Below are 13,990 nucleotides of genomic sequence, written 5' to 3'. Positions count from 1 at the left end.
CTCAAATTCTCTATTGAAGGACGTTTTATATCGCTTTTTTTAACTTCTTAAAAAACACCTTTTCCAAATTGGCAATATGGTCTAGCTGGTCAGCCACTTTGTTGTAACTATCTGTTTGGGCGCTACGGTTTTTGTAGATTCGAGATGCTTCCAAAGCGAAATCGCGCCACAAATCGCCAATCTCGGTCATTTCTTTTGAAAGCTCAATTAACTTTTCATTGCCTAAAAGTTTTCCAGCTTCCTGTAAAAATGCCGCGTAAATATAACGGAAGCCCCCACCGCCAGTACCAATTTCTTCCTGCATCCGCACTACTTGCCCTAAATAATGGTTTGCAGTTTTAACTCCTTTTTTCTTCGGCCATTTTCTGATTAATCCAGCTATTTTGTGAATTCCTTTTACGCCAACAAATGAAACTGGAGCAAGCATTGCTTTGCAAGTATCTTTAATTCCTTTTACGATGGCTGTTTCAAGTTCCAGTTTTTCAGGAAAGGAAATCGGGTAATACATATGTCCTTTCGGCGAAAAAGCTCCTTTGGCGAAACGCACTTTTTCCAGTTCTTTTTCGGATAGGGAAGTAACGTCTTCCATTACAGGATCGCTTATTAAATAACGGTTGCCCTCTTTTCCATAAACCACCATATTGTGTGCGTTGAAATGGAAACGATATTCGTCGGGAAAGTAAACCAAATTGTAAACTCCAACTTGCAACCCAACGGGATTGTTTTTTTCAAGATTTTCATCCAAACGCGCTTTGGCATCTTTTGGATTTTTAAATTTTTCGCGCTTCATTTTTACACCGGTGCGCTTTGCAAATTTCTTGAAAATATGCCCCGGCAGGGCTCGATACGTAATTACGGGCGCATGGTTTACTTTCAACAATGGAATGTAGCAAAACAACAAACCGCTACCAATACCAAAAACCATGGGTTCACTAACGCTAAAGCCGTTGTGCTTCATTAAGTTTGAAACTACGCCGTTTTCACAATGTGCAGATTGGTGGTGGGTAAAATCTATTTCCATTATTTTGAAATGTTCTGAAGTTCTTCTATTGAAATCTCAAAGGCCTCAGCATATTTATTTAATGTCTTGTCACTCAATTTTTTGAAAATCGAAGGTTTGAAGTGTCGTTTTACTTTCCATTGCCAAAAACCAACATAACTTGCCAAAATACCTACGTCCATTTTGTGAAGTTCCATATAATATTCTATTGGACTGGTTTCGCCTTTGATTACACGGTTTTTGGCATCTGCAATACGAGCATTTATTTCTTCGATTGCATTGTCTAAGGCAATTTTCTTAGGATCCCAGCCCGTGCTATGGGCTGTGGTATATTCACCGTTGTCATCAACAGCGTAGCAGAGTTCGCGGAAATTTGCGGATTCCAGATTACTTTTATCCTGGGGCACTTCTTTTTTCTTCATAATCAGACTTCATGGATTAAAAAATTCATGGTAGAAGATACAATTAATTTTTCAGCAAGAAATGTTTGCGCCTCAAGACTGCACATGGTTACTTCGCCAGTATCAAATCTTGAAAGTAGTTTTGCCTTGGTAATTATGGTATCTCCAGCTTTTGGAAGTTGAAGTATTTCAACTTTTTTTATGGCGCTTATGTAGCCAACCAATTTATTGCCCGTGCCGTCCAAATCATCTTTTTCAAAAAAACTTTGTCCCACAACGCCAGACGCTGCTTGAGCAGCATTTTCAATTAACCCCGTTTCAGAAAATTTTCCTTCTTTCAAAAAAATACAGTCTTCTGAAATATGAAACTTTGTGGCAACCGAAATATCGTCAATTTCCAAAACGGATGTTACCATAAGCATCGGCGCTCGGTGCGGTAAATAGTTGGAAACGTCAATATTTGAAACGTCTGGATTTTTCATCAATGGGCCAATACGGTTTTCATTTCACTGGAAGCGATAACTTTTCCATCACTTTCAGTTTCGGCGGTTACAAGCGTAACTCCCATAATATCGTGTAAAATTATTACGGTAGTTTTCAATTCATTTCCCACAGAAGGAAGCTCAAAAATTTCTGCTTTTTTTATGGCACCAATGTAGCCAGTAGGAGCACTTTCATCTTTCAAAAAAAATTGGTACCCCGTGTAAAGAGCAACGGTTTGCGCCATATGCTCAATCAAGCCTGGAGCTGTAAATCTATTGTTTTGCGTAAATATGTTATCTTCGGAAATGGTCAAGCCTGCAACGACTTTTTTTTCTTCAAAATGAAGCAATTTATCCACCATCACAAACGGCGATTTTTGCGGAATCAACTTTCCGATAAAATTTTTGTCCGTTATTGTTTCAGTGAAATCGTTCATTTAAACAACTGTTAAATAGGCGTAGGAATAAGCGAATCGTGCACTTTCGGGTACTTGCAAAAATATTTTATCTCCTTTTTTTAATTTTCCGGAATGTACTAATTCTTCTAACATAAGATATATGGAACCTGCCCCAACGTTGCCTACTTTTTGAAGGTTTAAAAACCATTTTTCCCAAGGCATATGCAAGCCTTGGCGTTCAATTTCGTTATAAAGATTTTCCTTAAAATAATAGGAGGAGATATGTGGCAGATAATAATCAATATCATCTTCGGTAATGTTGTGCTTTGCCATGGCATCTTTCATGCTTTCCACTCCTTTTTGAAGAATATTTTCACCCAACAATTTAACGTCCTGTTTCATTGCGAAAAGTGACATTTTTCCCCAGACATCTGCAGGGTATTCGCTCCACGGCTTAAGACTTCCATCTTCCAGTTTGTCGCCACCGGCATACATACAGGTTTCCAGCTCAAAGGCGTAACTGTAACCTTCCATCCATTCAATTTTCAAAGGAGTTTCACCTTTGGGCTCACTCTCCAAAAGCATTGCGCCAGCTCCGTCTGAAAGCATCCATCGTAAAAATTCTTTGTTAAATGCTAAAATTGGGTTTTCGTCAATTTGTTGCAAATGTGCTACCTCATCCTCAAAAATATCAGCTTTCATCCAAGAGGAAGTTCTTTCAGAACCTGTACAAACAGCATTTTTTACTTGTTCAGATTTTATGGCCATGTAGCCATATTTCAAAGCGTTCATTCCGCTACAGCAAGCACCGGAAGGGGAATTTACTTCAAGGTTTCCGTTCTTTAAAAAGCCGTGAACCATTGCGGCGTGGCTTGGCAAAATCTGGTCTGGGCTGGAGGTGCCGCAGGACAGCAATTCAATATCGTTTTTGTTAAAAGTTTCATCACACAAAGCCTCAACCGCCTTTGCGGCAAGCTGTGCGTTGTTATGGGTTACGTTTCCACCTTTGTCGATGGCGTAATACCGCGTTTTTATTTGGTTGTTCCGAAGGATGATACGGCGTGCCTTTGAGGTTTTTCCGTTGATAACCCCTAGTTTTTCTTCCATTGCCTCGTTATCAACAGGCTCGTTGGGCAAAAACTTCGCAATCCTTGTAATGTATACGTTCTTCATTAATCCTGCTTTAATGCAACTGATAAATAATATGCTTTGTCCCTTTGTATTTTACGGTACATTGGGATATAAGTGAGCAAAAATACAATAAATACTATTGGGGCTATAAGCCATATTGCAAATAACAAATAATATTTAAAATAAACGAGCCATTTCTTTCTTTCTTCGCCCTCTTTTTTGATCAAATGGTTCGCCCATTTTGTGAAAACAACATTTCCGCGAATATCGGTGGCTATTAGTGATGGGTCAATTTTTACGGCCCCAACTTCCAAAAGATTTTGTTGCAAATTTGAATATTCATTTTGAAGCAAAGCTTCTTTAATGGGAACTCCAAAACGGGAGGCTGCAGCAATGTCTTTGTCCGAAACTCCCGGTTTAGGAAAAATACCGAGCATTTTAGTTTTTTTGCCACCTATCAACCAATGTACAATTGTGATTACACTTATATGATTCATGTTTCTATCAACCAAAGCGATGTTCCCAACTAATTTCGCATTGTTCACGACCAATAATTTCTTTACTTTTTCCTGCGCCATTATCCACATATTTCGGCTTGCGGAAACGGTTATCACGGGCGTATTTGCGAGCAATAATTTTGCCTCTTCAGATTTCAAAAATGAATTGATAGGGATAGAAGGCGTTAAATACCAAGTAGTGTAACCCAAAATAACCAAATCGTATTTTTTTTGAAGAATTTCAGCTGAAATGGCTTCCAAAGGTGTAGGAATTTGAAGGAAAGTTTCTGGAAAAGCACCATAAAATTCTTCCTGTTTCCACGGAAAGGGGAATTTTTTCTTCGGAATGATTTCGCAATAGGAAATGTTTACTTTTTCATCTGAAATTGTTGAGGCAACATTCTGCAGAATATCAAAAAGCTGTCCGGTTTGGGAATAATAAATTATTAATACTTCCTTCATTCTTTAATCGTCCGTTTCCCAAAAATCAAAATAGTTGAACCACTGCAACGGATATTTTTTGAGCATCCATTCCACACTTTCGGTATATTTTTTCAACAGCCCTTGGGCGTCGCGGTTTTTTACTTCAGCGCTGCGAGCGTACAAATGATAGTGCTTGTTTGTCTCTTTCATGACATACACAAACAGAACCGGTACATTTAGCCTACTTGCTAACAAGAATGGCCCTGCGGGAAAATTTGCCTCTTTTCCCAATAGTGATTCGGCCATTACCTTTTGCCCCTTCATGTATCTATCGCCGGTAAAACATACCAGTTCGCCATTGCTGAGCGCGTTGTTTATTTCAAAAATATGGGACATATCTTCCTTTACCAAAATAAACTTTACGTTGGATCGCATGGTTACTTTCTCCATGTATTCCTTAATATTTCTGTGTTCAGCATCAGTGGTCACCAGACTTATCTGAGAACGTGTATCGATTTCCTCAAAAAAGAATTCGGCTATTTCAAAATTGCCTACATGGGCGCTGATCATTATTCCCCCCTGTTGCTTGTCAAGAAGGTTAAGAATGTTTTCTACACCGTCACATTCATACGTAAATCTGCTTTTAAGGCCTGAGGAGATTGCAGCCTTATCTATTATGGTCTTGCCAAAGGTGAAATAACTTTTATAAATATTGAAAAGGCTTTTAAAAGAGGAGTATTTAAGTCTTTTTTTAAAATAATAGTAAATGGACCGGGTACTTTTTCCTGCAAAAAAAACATAATAAAAAGCAACAAAAACAAGGAGCCTATATGCTGCAGGAACCCCTAATTTTCTGATAAAAAATATAAATATTTTATACCCTAAAACGGTTCCTTTGCTATTGCCTTCCCATTCACCTGCCATAACTAGTTATTGCAATTTCAGGCGACTTTCTTTTCTATAAGATCGTAAAAATCTTGAAGTGTTATAACATTTATGAAGTCTTCACCAGTTAATTTCACGCCAAAGTTGGCCTCAATGGCAACTACTAAATCTACAAAATCCAAACTGTCCAACTCTAAAGTTTCCTTTAGATTGGCTTTTGGCTCAATATCGTCGGTTTCTACCTCAAACTCATCTACCAAAAAGTAGTTTATCTTCTCAACTATAACTTCTTTATTCATTGCTAATGTTTGCACTTTTTAATAATTAATGCGGAATTGGTCCCCCCAAACCCGAAAGAATTCGACAAAAATACATCAATTTTTCTATTTAACGTTTTGTTAACAAGGTTTAATTTTGAAGCGGCCTCATCGGGGTTTTCAAGATTTATATTGGGAGCCACAAAGGAATGTTCCATCATTAACATGGAATAAATTACTTCACTGGCCCCAGCCATCCAGCATTCATGACCAGTCATAGATTTTGTGGAACTAATACTGGGGCCATTTTCACCAAAAACCTCAGTTATGGCAAGAGCCTCATTTGCATCGCCTACCGGTGTAGAGGTGGCATGGGCATTTACATAATCGATTTCTGAAGCTTTAATATTTGCTTGGTCCAAAGCCATTTTCATTGCTCTGGCCGGACCATCAACATTGGGAGTTGAAATATGGTCTCCATTTGAAGAAAAACCGTAACCTATAATTTCACCCAAAATTGGTGCACCACGTTTTATGGCACTCTCATAACTTTCAATAATTAAAGTCGCCGCGCCCCCACTAGGCACCAACCCGTCGCGATCTTTATCAAACGGACGGCAGGCTTTTGATGGATCTGCTTGTGTTGAAAAAACACCCAGACCATCAAAACTTCCCATGGCGAGCTCGTTTATTTCTTGGGCTCCGCCCGAAATAATACAATCCTGCAAGCCATTTTTTATAAGAAAATAGGCCATCCCGATGGAATGTGAGCCACTGGCACAAGCCGCACTGATTGTAAAATTGATTCCCCGTAATTTGAAAATGGTTGAAAGGTTCATCGTAACCGAAGAGTTCATGGCCTTAAAGATTGCACCTGAACCTACCAGGGTGGTATCTTTCTTCTCGCGGATTTTATCTACGGATTCAATGACCGATTTTGCAGTGCTATCATTGCCGTAGAGAATCCCCACTTCATTTTTATCCAGAAATTGCTGATCTATCTTTGCATTATTTAATGCTTCAATGGTTGCTGCATAGGCATAGGCGCCCTCTTCTCCCAAACTTACACGCTCTCTGCGAGAGAGCTGATTTTTCAGGTTGGGTTCCTCTACCCATCCCGTTAAACAAGATCTATAGCCAAATTCCTTTCGCTTTTCATCACAGATTATGCCCGACTTTCCAGCATACAAGGATTCTTTCACTTCCTGCAGATTTTTGCCGATGCAGGAATAAATGCCCATTCCGGTAATAACTACTCTTCTCAATTCTCCTTCGTTTTATGAATAAATTCCCCCGTTAATATTAATTACTTCGCCTGTAATATACGAAGCTTTTGGAGATGCCAAAAAACTAACCACATGTGCTACTTCCTCTGCTTCTCCAAAACGGTTGGCTGGAATCATTGTTTTGAGTTCCTTTTCGTCAAGTTCAGCAGTCATATCACTTTTTATAAATCCAGGAGCCACTGCGTTTACAGTTATATTTCTTTTAGCTACTTCTTGTGCTAAAGCCTTTGTGGCGCCAACAACGGCTCCTTTTGCTGCGGAATAGTTTACCTGTCCAGGTGTTCCTTTTAATCCAGAAACTGAAACCATATTGACGATTCTTCCATATTTGTTTACCAATAATTTTTGAATCAATGCATTGGTTACGTTGTAGAAACCGTTCAAACTAGTATTGATTACACTGTACCAATCTTCAGGTTTCATCCACATAAACAGGCCGTCCTTAGTGATTCCTGCATTATTTATTATCACTTCAATAATAGCATCTTTGTTTGCTTCGTGCCATACGTCAAGTGCCTTATTAACAGATTCAGCATCCGTTACGTCAAATTGGATTATTTCTCCTTTTCGCCCAAGAGTCTCAACTTCTTTCAAAGTTTGCTGTGCGGCTTCTTTATTACCGTTGTAATTTATCAATAAATTATACTCCAAATCTTTCGCAAGTTGAATACAGACTGCCCGCCCAATACCGCGGGAACCTCCTGTGACCAATGCGTATTTCTGTTTCGTTTTTTTATCTTTCATTTAATTTTTTCTCTCAACTTTTTACTGCTAACTGCTATTGCTCACTGAATACTCTTTTATATTCTATTTTGAAGTGTCTACAAAAGCTTCGGCATTCTGGTACCATTTGCCAACTACTTGGCCGCTTTCATTAATAAAGCCCCACTGCTTGTTTTTTTTAACTCGTGCAAGTCCATCAATAAACCCTTTTTCTGATCCGCTCTGTAAAAATCCAAACATTCCTACAGAAATATCATACTCCATCGGGATTACGAGTTTTCCGTTTTTATCAACGAAGCCCCAAAGTTTTTTTTCTTTTACTGGGGCCAATCCATTGTCAGAGAAAATTTCGGCATCCCTATATTTAGTCTCTATTACTTTTTCACCTTTTTCATTAATAAAGCCCCACTCCTTTCCTTCATTTACAGGCGCTAGACCTGCGTTAAAGGCACGCACTTTATCGTAAGCAGGCTGGATCACCCATTCGCCTTTTCCATTTATGAAGCCCATTTTTTTATTGCTTCGTGCGTAAGTTAATGGAGAATCATTTGTGAAATCCCAAATTTTGTCGACCCCGCTTATTGGGGTAAATGTTCCGTTAATCAAAACACCAAAACTTTCACCTTTTCTTGCCCAAATACCATTTTTGCTGAAATCTCCAACCTCCTCATAATCGGCTGGCACAACAACTTCACCTTTCGTATTCAACAATCCCCAGGTTTCTCCATTCTTGAATTTTGCATGCCCGTTGTTGAAACCTTTTATTTCATCGTATTTTGGCTCCAAAATGGTTTTTCCGTCTGTATTTATCAAACCTATTTTTTCCCCATTCCTTATTACAGCCACGCCATTGTCAAAATCATAGACTTTGTCGGTGGCAGGCGTATTTAAAGTTTCGTTTTGGGCATTGATATATTTCCACTGATCATTTTCCAATACTACAGCGTAACCACTATTAAAGGCTTTTACCCGGTCGTACTGGGGTTGGATTACCCATTCGCCAGAAGTGTTGATAAAACCCCATTTTTTATCTTTCATAGCGGCCGCGAGCTTTCCGGAAAAACTATCTGCTTTTTCAAATTGCGGCTGGATAACATATTCACCACTTTTGTTTATGTAGCCAAAAAGATCATTGTCGCGAACTAAAGCTAGTTCCTGTGCAGAAACCGCAGTTGTCCCCAAAATTAAAATAAGTGCAAAGGAAAAAATTGTTTTCATAATTATCTTGGTTTTAAGTTAGTGAGGAGAGACGAACAATTTACAAAATTATTCTTTTCTTATTTTACAGAGTCCATCAAAAATTCTTTTACGCCATTTACATAAGGATACATCACTACGTCTTCCTTAAAAACAGGTACAATTCTTCGAATTTCATCATACATTTTTTTGGTTTCGGAAGAAACGCTATCCTGAACTTTCAGATACTCAATAGCCTGAACGATGGTTATTAGTTCAATTGCAACCACTTCAAAAGCATTTTCGATTACTTTTTTGGTGATAAGTGCGGCGTTCGTTCCCATACTTACAATGTCTTGATTATCATTGTTGTTCGGAATGCTGTGCACGTACATGGGGTTGCTTAGCATTTGGCTTTCGGCCGTTGTGGATGTAGCAGTAAACTGTACGCCCTGCATTCCGAAATTCAATCCAAGTTTGCCCAAATTCACGAACGGCGGAAGTATGTCGTTCAATTTTGAATTCAATAAATAGTTTAATTGACGTTCGGCCAGCATCGTCATTTTTGCAACCACTATTTTCAGTTTGTCCATTTCCAAGGAAACATAATCGCCGTGGAAGTTTCCACCGTGATACACGTGACGTTTTTCAACATCCACAATTGGGTTGTCGTTGGCTGAGTTTACTTCTTCAATCAATATTTTTTCAACGGAATTGAGCGTGTCCAGTACAGGGCCCAAAATTTGGGGCACACAACGCAGCGAGTAATATTCCTGTACTTTTTCAACAAAAACCTCTTCTTTGCTTGAATTGTTATACAAATGGTGTTCGCGCTTTCGGGTTAGATTGCTGTCTTTTAAATGGGTGCGCATCATTTCCGCAATTTTACGTTGACCCACATGCATCTTGGTTTCATTCAATTCTAAGGAAAGGTGGTCATCGTAAGCCTTTACAATTTCATTTATTGCGGATGATGCTTTAATCATCCACTGCATAATTTGTTTTGTATAAAGCACGTTTAGCACGCCTATCCCCGTCATTACTGAGGTTCCATTCATCAAGGCCAATCCTTCGCGGAGTTCTACTTTTATAGGTTGAAGATTTTCAAGTTTGAAAATTTCTTCAGTCTTTCTGCGTTCGCCTTTGTAGAAAACTTCACCCTCACCAATCAAAACCAAAGCCAGATGTGCTAATTGTACCAAATCGCCACTAGCGCCCACGCCACCGTGCTCATATATAAGTGGAATAATATCCTTATTCAATAATTCTCCCATCAATTTTATAACAGAAGGGTGCACGCCGCTGTTTCCTAAGCTGAGAGTGTTTAATCGGGCAAGCATTGCAGCACGAACGTATGCCGCCGGAATAGCGTTACCGGTACCGGATGCATGGCTACGAATAAGATTGTATTGTAACTGGATGCGTTCATCATCCTTTATTTTATATTGTGCCATCGGGCCGAAACCTGTGTTGACACCGTAAATAATTTTATTTTCAGAAAATTCTTTTAGAAAGTCAAAACTATTTTGAACTCTTTCTATTATATCTTTGTGAAGTTGGACATGCTCGTTTTTAAAAATGGTTTTATCAAAATCGGCTATTTCCAGTTTTCCTTGTAATGTTGGCATTTATAGTTGAATCAATTGATTTATTAACGTTTTTGTCTAAAATAATTTGGTAACTTTAGAATGCAAATTTAGAATTTTTTAACAATCTATATCTTAATAATATGAATGATATTGCTGTTGATGTGTTAATTATTGGCGCAGGACCTTCGGGTTGCGTTGCTGCTTCTTACTTAAAAAACAACGGAATAAGCTGTAAAGTTGTTGAAAAAAGCACGTTTCCCCGTTTCGTTATTGGCGAAAGTCTTTTGCCTCGCTGTATGGACCATTTTGAGGAAACAGGACTTTTAGATTGCTTGATGGAACGAAAGTACGAAATAAAGGCAGGCGCTCGTTTTTTAAAGGACGATATAGTATGTAATTTTGATTTTTCCAAAAAACATACCCCAGGCTGGGACTATACATGGCAAGTGCCCCGAGCCGATTTTGACCACACGCTAGTAAAGGAGGTTGTAAAAAAGGGAGTAGATGTGTCCTTTGGGCACGAAGTAACTGCAGTTGATTTTGATGAGCAGGGCCACTCCACTACAACCGTAAAAAGCGATGACGGTAATGAATATAGAATATACGCAAAATTCATTATAGACAGCAGTGGCTATGGTAGGGTTTTGCCGCGCTTGCTGGATTTGGAAAAACCTTCAACCTTAAATCCGAATTCCGCAATTTATACCCACGTAAAGGAAACCAAGCGCCCCGAAGGGTTAGAAGGAACACTCATTACTTTTGATGTTGTAATGGATGAAGTTTGGCTGTGGGTAATTCCGTTTTCAAATGGAAATACCAGTATTGGTTTCGTGGGGCCAACAGAATTTATAGAATCTTTTGAAGGAACAAATTCTGAAAGAATGCGCGAAATGCTTAAAATTTCAGAATATTATTACGACCGGCTGAAAGATGAGGATTTTCTTTTTGAACCACATATCATAAAAAACTACTCAAAAGCGGTAAAACAGCTTTACGGAAAAGGCTATGCCCTAACGGGAAATAGCGCCGAATTTTTAGACCCAGTTTTTTCATCGGGCGTGACCTTTGCCACTGAATCTGGACTGAAAGCAGCTAAATTAATCACGAAGGAATTGAATGGCGAAAAGGTGGATTGGGAAAATGATTATACTGGTTACATAATGAAAGGTGTAGATGTTTTCAGAACCTATGTTAGCGAATGGTATACGGGCAATCTTCAGAAAATATTTTTCCACCGCCCCGAAAATCCTATTATTAAAGAGCAGATTTGCGCAGTGCTTGCAGGTTATGTTTGGGATGAAACTAATCCTTTTGTAAAAAACCACAACCGACTTGTAAAGACGGTAGCAAAGGTTATTGATATGGAGAATGAAATGGCCAACTAATTATACTTAATACCTCTCAGCAATTGCTTTGCGAAAAACTTAGCAAGATTCCAATAGCCATAAGCTATTCTTTCGCCTTGGTGAAAATCAAAACCCTCAAGGGTAGCTTTATCTCCTGCGTAAGTACATTCTACATCCATGATTTTTGCAGAAAACAAGATGTTGTCTGCACTCTCAGTTTTATAAATGGAAATAATTACTTCCAAATTTCCACTTTTTCTAGTAAACCCATTATTATATCCTGGGTAGATTTCGGTTGTATGAACCTTCATAGTAAAAGGTAAGTCTGGTCGGCCTTTTACCACCTTTACTTCTCCTTTTTTAAAATATTCATTAAATGCTTTTATGTATGGAGGCTCATATCTATATACTCTGTCACCAAACCATTCTTCTCTAAAAACACGTGCATTACCTGGCTTTGCTTGTTCTTTTTCAAGCATTGTTTTTTGAAGATATGCTTCTTCACTTTCAAAATCTGTTACTGTATATCTGAATAATCAAAGACAAGATTATATTCAGAAATAGTTTTAAGATTTTTAAAATTTCCTGAAACTATGGTGATTTCCTGAGAACAAAGACTGAAATGAAAAAAGATAAATAGAGCAAAAAAAGCGGCAAATTTCATTTTGATTAAATCTTAATTTTGAAGAAAAATATCATTTAAAACAAACAACCGCCCAGAATTGGCGGTTGTTATAATTATTTATATTGATAATAATTACGCTTGATTTAAAAAGAAAGCAATTTATACTTTTGGGATTTATAGTCTGCTTCCAACATATATATAGTTCCATCCCTGCCAATATGCGAATTAAAGTAAATTTCATCCTCAGGGTTCAAACTTTCTAGGTATTCTTTCACTCCATTGTTGATTCTAAAACCAATTAATGTTTCAGTGTCAAGTAACAGGTTGTCTGAAAGTTCGCCTTCTACAATTGATCCGTAGGCAAAGCTGTGCCATACCTCGGTTCTTTTTAAAGAACCTTTTAACACATTATACTTTTTTTGGGCTTCTACTGCACTCGTTGCAACGTCAAAGGCGAATACTTCATTTTGTTTGGAACTTTTGAAAGTATAGTCCTTTGGGAAAAAGTATATTTTATCATTTGTGATTATCGGTGAAATTCGTGTTTCCAATGCGCTCCTTCCAACTACCTTATCTACAAACTTATGAGTCTGCTCCCATTGCTTTTCACCCGAAAAATTATATTTTTCTACGCGTAGAAAAGTGCCTTCATTACCCTCCTTTCCGAATAAAACGGACATTAAATAATAGCTTTTGCTTTTTTCATCTATAGCAACTGAACCCGTTGAAGCTGAAGTGGGCATAGCAATAAAACTCCTATTTCCACTTTTTTGATAGGTTCCCTGTGGCAAATCTGCTTTTGCGAACCGATATTTGTTTTTATCAATTTGTATTTTGAATGGTATTTCATCTACAAGTTTCCCTTCAAAATCATATTTTTTGAGGATTACGTTTTGTGAATCATATTCATCGTCTTTTGCCTCGGTTGGAGAAAAGGTTTTTGACTGCACATAGAAACCTGTATCGGTAACATCCATCAGCATATAGCCTACATCCTCCTCTTTACCAGTCACTGGAGGCAATTTAACAGGTATCGTACTTTCTTGAAGCGAGCTATTGTTTAGTTTATATAGCAACCATTCAGCAGGCTCGTCACCTTTATTTTTTTGTGTAATCTTATATCCTTTCTTTTTTGGGCCAACGCTAATTAAGTTGCTTTTAATAAAAAAAGTCTTTCGAGTACCCGGAAGCCATTCAATATCATCATAGTTAAAATCTTTTACTGCTCCAATTTCACTTCCATCGCTATCAATAAATATTTCGTCTTTGTTACTCCCGTAACCCACAAAACCATCAGTAGCTGATATTACAATCTTGCCATCTTGATTATGGTATAATATTCTTTTGTCTTTTTCTGAATTCAGCGTATATAAAATTTTCTGTTCAGGGAGGTTTATGTATTTAATTTCAATATTTTTTTCCTTCGAATAGGCGCCACCGCCTTCACTGGCCTTTATGACCAATACAGAATCTTCAAAATTTATATCTGTTAAATCCTTGCCATCTACTCCCAAATCCAAAACTTGGTCTTGTGAACATAGGAGTGATACGGAAAGAAAAGTATAAATAAGGAGTATATTTTTTTTCATGGAATTTGGTTTAGGTTTTTGCGTTTCGTAAACATATAAAAATAATTTGAAAAGAAAAATCCCAACCTTTATCAAGATTGGGATTCAATTTTTGTTGGCCCACTAGGGCTCGAACCTAGACTCTTCTGGACCAAAACCAGACGTGTTGCCAGTTACACCATGGGCCAATTCCACAATGAGGT

The 13,990-nt window shown here is 38.0% G+C and carries 15 protein-coding genes and 1 tRNA gene; 1 reads left to right on the top strand and 15 read right to left on the bottom strand.

What is annotated here, in order from left to right; genetic code table 11:
- Positions 1 to 25: 25 nt before the first annotated feature.
- From JK629_RS06285 to JK629_RS06230, 12 genes are all read right to left on the bottom strand, one after another.
- Positions 26 to 1,021 (bottom strand): BtrH N-terminal domain-containing protein, encoded by a 996-nt coding sequence (locus JK629_RS06285; RefSeq protein ID WP_202337755.1) that lies wholly within the window; start codon positions 1,019 to 1,021, stop codon positions 26 to 28.
- A complete protein-coding gene (locus JK629_RS06280) occupies positions 1,021 to 1,422 on the bottom strand; it encodes a hypothetical protein (RefSeq protein ID WP_202337754.1) in 402 nt (133 codons plus the stop codon). Before JK629_RS06280 ends, JK629_RS06285 begins: the two co-directional genes overlap by 1 nt.
- Before the next feature lie 2 nt (positions 1,423 to 1,424).
- A complete protein-coding gene (locus tag JK629_RS06275) occupies positions 1,425 to 1,883 on the bottom strand; it encodes an ABC transporter permease (protein ID WP_202337753.1) in 459 nt (152 codons plus the stop codon).
- Entirely contained in the window at positions 1,883 to 2,320 is a 438-nt protein-coding gene (locus tag JK629_RS06270; RefSeq protein WP_202337752.1) for a hypothetical protein, read from the bottom strand. Before JK629_RS06270 ends, JK629_RS06275 begins: the two co-directional genes overlap by 1 nt.
- Complete coding sequence (locus JK629_RS06265; RefSeq protein ID WP_202337751.1) at positions 2,321 to 3,454, bottom strand: beta-ketoacyl-ACP synthase III; 1,134 nt, start codon at positions 3,452 to 3,454, stop codon at positions 2,321 to 2,323.
- Positions 3,454 to 4,371, bottom strand: a complete 918-nt coding sequence (locus tag JK629_RS06260) for a CBS domain-containing protein (protein ID WP_202337750.1) — start codon at positions 4,369 to 4,371, stop codon at positions 3,454 to 3,456. Before JK629_RS06260 ends, JK629_RS06265 begins: the two co-directional genes overlap by 1 nt.
- A gap of 3 nt (positions 4,372 to 4,374) precedes the next feature.
- Positions 4,375 to 5,256, bottom strand: coding sequence for an LpxL/LpxP family acyltransferase (locus JK629_RS06255; protein WP_202337749.1), 882 nt, complete (start codon positions 5,254 to 5,256; stop codon positions 4,375 to 4,377).
- Between the two features lie 17 nt (positions 5,257 to 5,273).
- Complete coding sequence (locus JK629_RS06250) at positions 5,274 to 5,516, bottom strand: acyl carrier protein (RefSeq protein WP_202337748.1); 243 nt, start codon at positions 5,514 to 5,516, stop codon at positions 5,274 to 5,276.
- Between the two features lie 2 nt (positions 5,517 to 5,518).
- The gene (locus JK629_RS06245) at positions 5,519 to 6,739 is read right to left on the bottom strand and encodes a beta-ketoacyl-[acyl-carrier-protein] synthase family protein (protein WP_202337747.1); all 1,221 of its coding nucleotides are present in this window, start codon (positions 6,737 to 6,739) and stop codon (positions 5,519 to 5,521) included.
- 12 nt (positions 6,740 to 6,751) lie between these two features.
- The gene (gene fabG, locus JK629_RS06240; protein WP_202337746.1) at positions 6,752 to 7,504 is read right to left on the bottom strand and encodes a 3-oxoacyl-ACP reductase FabG; all 753 of its coding nucleotides are present in this window, start codon (positions 7,502 to 7,504) and stop codon (positions 6,752 to 6,754) included.
- Positions 7,505 to 7,567: 63 nt separating this feature from the next.
- Positions 7,568 to 8,701: a WG repeat-containing protein gene (locus JK629_RS06235; RefSeq protein WP_202337745.1), complete on the bottom strand. Its 1,134-nt coding sequence runs from the start codon at positions 8,699 to 8,701 to the stop codon at positions 7,568 to 7,570.
- Between the two features lie 59 nt (positions 8,702 to 8,760).
- Positions 8,761 to 10,287 carry an HAL/PAL/TAL family ammonia-lyase gene (locus JK629_RS06230; RefSeq protein WP_202337744.1) on the bottom strand — a complete coding sequence of 509 codons (1,527 nt, stop codon included), beginning with the start codon at positions 10,285 to 10,287 and terminating at the stop codon, positions 8,761 to 8,763.
- A gap of 101 nt (positions 10,288 to 10,388) precedes the next feature.
- On the opposite strand from JK629_RS06230, the gene JK629_RS06225 reads away from it, so the two are divergent.
- Positions 10,389 to 11,633, top strand: a complete 1,245-nt coding sequence (locus tag JK629_RS06225) for an NAD(P)/FAD-dependent oxidoreductase (RefSeq protein ID WP_202337743.1) — start codon at positions 10,389 to 10,391, stop codon at positions 11,631 to 11,633.
- On the opposite strand, the gene JK629_RS06220 is transcribed toward JK629_RS06225, so the two are convergent.
- The 3 genes from JK629_RS06220 to JK629_RS06210 all read right to left on the bottom strand — a co-directional run bounded on the left by JK629_RS06220 (position 11,630) and on the right by JK629_RS06210 (position 13,975).
- Entirely contained in the window at positions 11,630 to 12,073 is a 444-nt protein-coding gene (locus JK629_RS06220; protein WP_202337742.1) for a hypothetical protein, read from the bottom strand. The two genes, JK629_RS06225 and JK629_RS06220, sit on opposite strands and share 4 nt — an antisense overlap.
- Before the next feature lie 289 nt (positions 12,074 to 12,362).
- On the bottom strand, positions 12,363 to 13,808 hold the full coding sequence (locus JK629_RS06215; RefSeq protein ID WP_202337741.1) for a hypothetical protein: 1,446 nt from the start codon (positions 13,806 to 13,808) through the stop codon (positions 12,363 to 12,365).
- A gap of 94 nt (positions 13,809 to 13,902) precedes the next feature.
- A tRNA-Gln gene (locus JK629_RS06210) sits at positions 13,903 to 13,975 on the bottom strand.
- Between the last annotated feature and the right edge of the window lie 15 nt (positions 13,976 to 13,990).

Origin of the sequence: Aequorivita iocasae, from assembly GCF_016757735.1 — a bacterium.
Classification (GTDB): Bacteria; Bacteroidota; Bacteroidia; order Flavobacteriales; family Flavobacteriaceae; genus Aequorivita; species Aequorivita iocasae.
The sequence above is the reverse complement of the archived record's forward strand: the minus strand, read 5'-3'. Positions and strand labels throughout refer to the sequence as shown.

What these genes read in the sequence shown, in the direction of transcription:
- JK629_RS06285 (WP_202337755.1), bottom strand. Translation starts at nt 1,021, where the DNA reads ATGGAAATAGATTTTACCCACCACCAATCTGCACATTGTGAAAACGGC.
- JK629_RS06280 (WP_202337754.1), bottom strand. Translation starts at nt 1,422, where the DNA reads ATGAAGAAAAAAGAAGTGCCCCAGGATAAAAGTAATCTGGAATCCGCA.
- JK629_RS06275 (WP_202337753.1), bottom strand. Translation starts at nt 1,883, where the DNA reads ATGAAAAATCCAGACGTTTCAAATATTGACGTTTCCAACTATTTACCG.
- JK629_RS06270 (WP_202337752.1), bottom strand. Translation starts at nt 2,320, where the DNA reads ATGAACGATTTCACTGAAACAATAACGGACAAAAATTTTATCGGAAAG.
- JK629_RS06265 (WP_202337751.1), bottom strand. Translation starts at nt 3,454, where the DNA reads ATGAAGAACGTATACATTACAAGGATTGCGAAGTTTTTGCCCAACGAG.
- JK629_RS06260 (WP_202337750.1), bottom strand. Translation starts at nt 4,371, where the DNA reads ATGAAGGAAGTATTAATAATTTATTATTCCCAAACCGGACAGCTTTTT.
- JK629_RS06255 (WP_202337749.1), bottom strand. Translation starts at nt 5,256, where the DNA reads ATGGCAGGTGAATGGGAAGGCAATAGCAAAGGAACCGTTTTAGGGTAT.
- JK629_RS06250 (WP_202337748.1), bottom strand. Translation starts at nt 5,516, where the DNA reads ATGAATAAAGAAGTTATAGTTGAGAAGATAAACTACTTTTTGGTAGAT.
- fabG (WP_202337746.1), bottom strand. Translation starts at nt 7,504, where the DNA reads ATGAAAGATAAAAAAACGAAACAGAAATACGCATTGGTCACAGGAGGT.
- JK629_RS06235 (WP_202337745.1), bottom strand. Translation starts at nt 8,701, where the DNA reads ATGAAAACAATTTTTTCCTTTGCACTTATTTTAATTTTGGGGACAACT.
- JK629_RS06230 (WP_202337744.1), bottom strand. Translation starts at nt 10,287, where the DNA reads ATGCCAACATTACAAGGAAAACTGGAAATAGCCGATTTTGATAAAACC.
- JK629_RS06225 (WP_202337743.1), top strand. Translation starts at nt 10,389, where the DNA reads ATGAATGATATTGCTGTTGATGTGTTAATTATTGGCGCAGGACCTTCG.
- JK629_RS06220 (WP_202337742.1), bottom strand. Translation starts at nt 12,073, where the DNA reads ATGCTTGAAAAAGAACAAGCAAAGCCAGGTAATGCACGTGTTTTTAGA.
- JK629_RS06215 (WP_202337741.1), bottom strand. Translation starts at nt 13,808, where the DNA reads ATGAAAAAAAATATACTCCTTATTTATACTTTTCTTTCCGTATCACTC.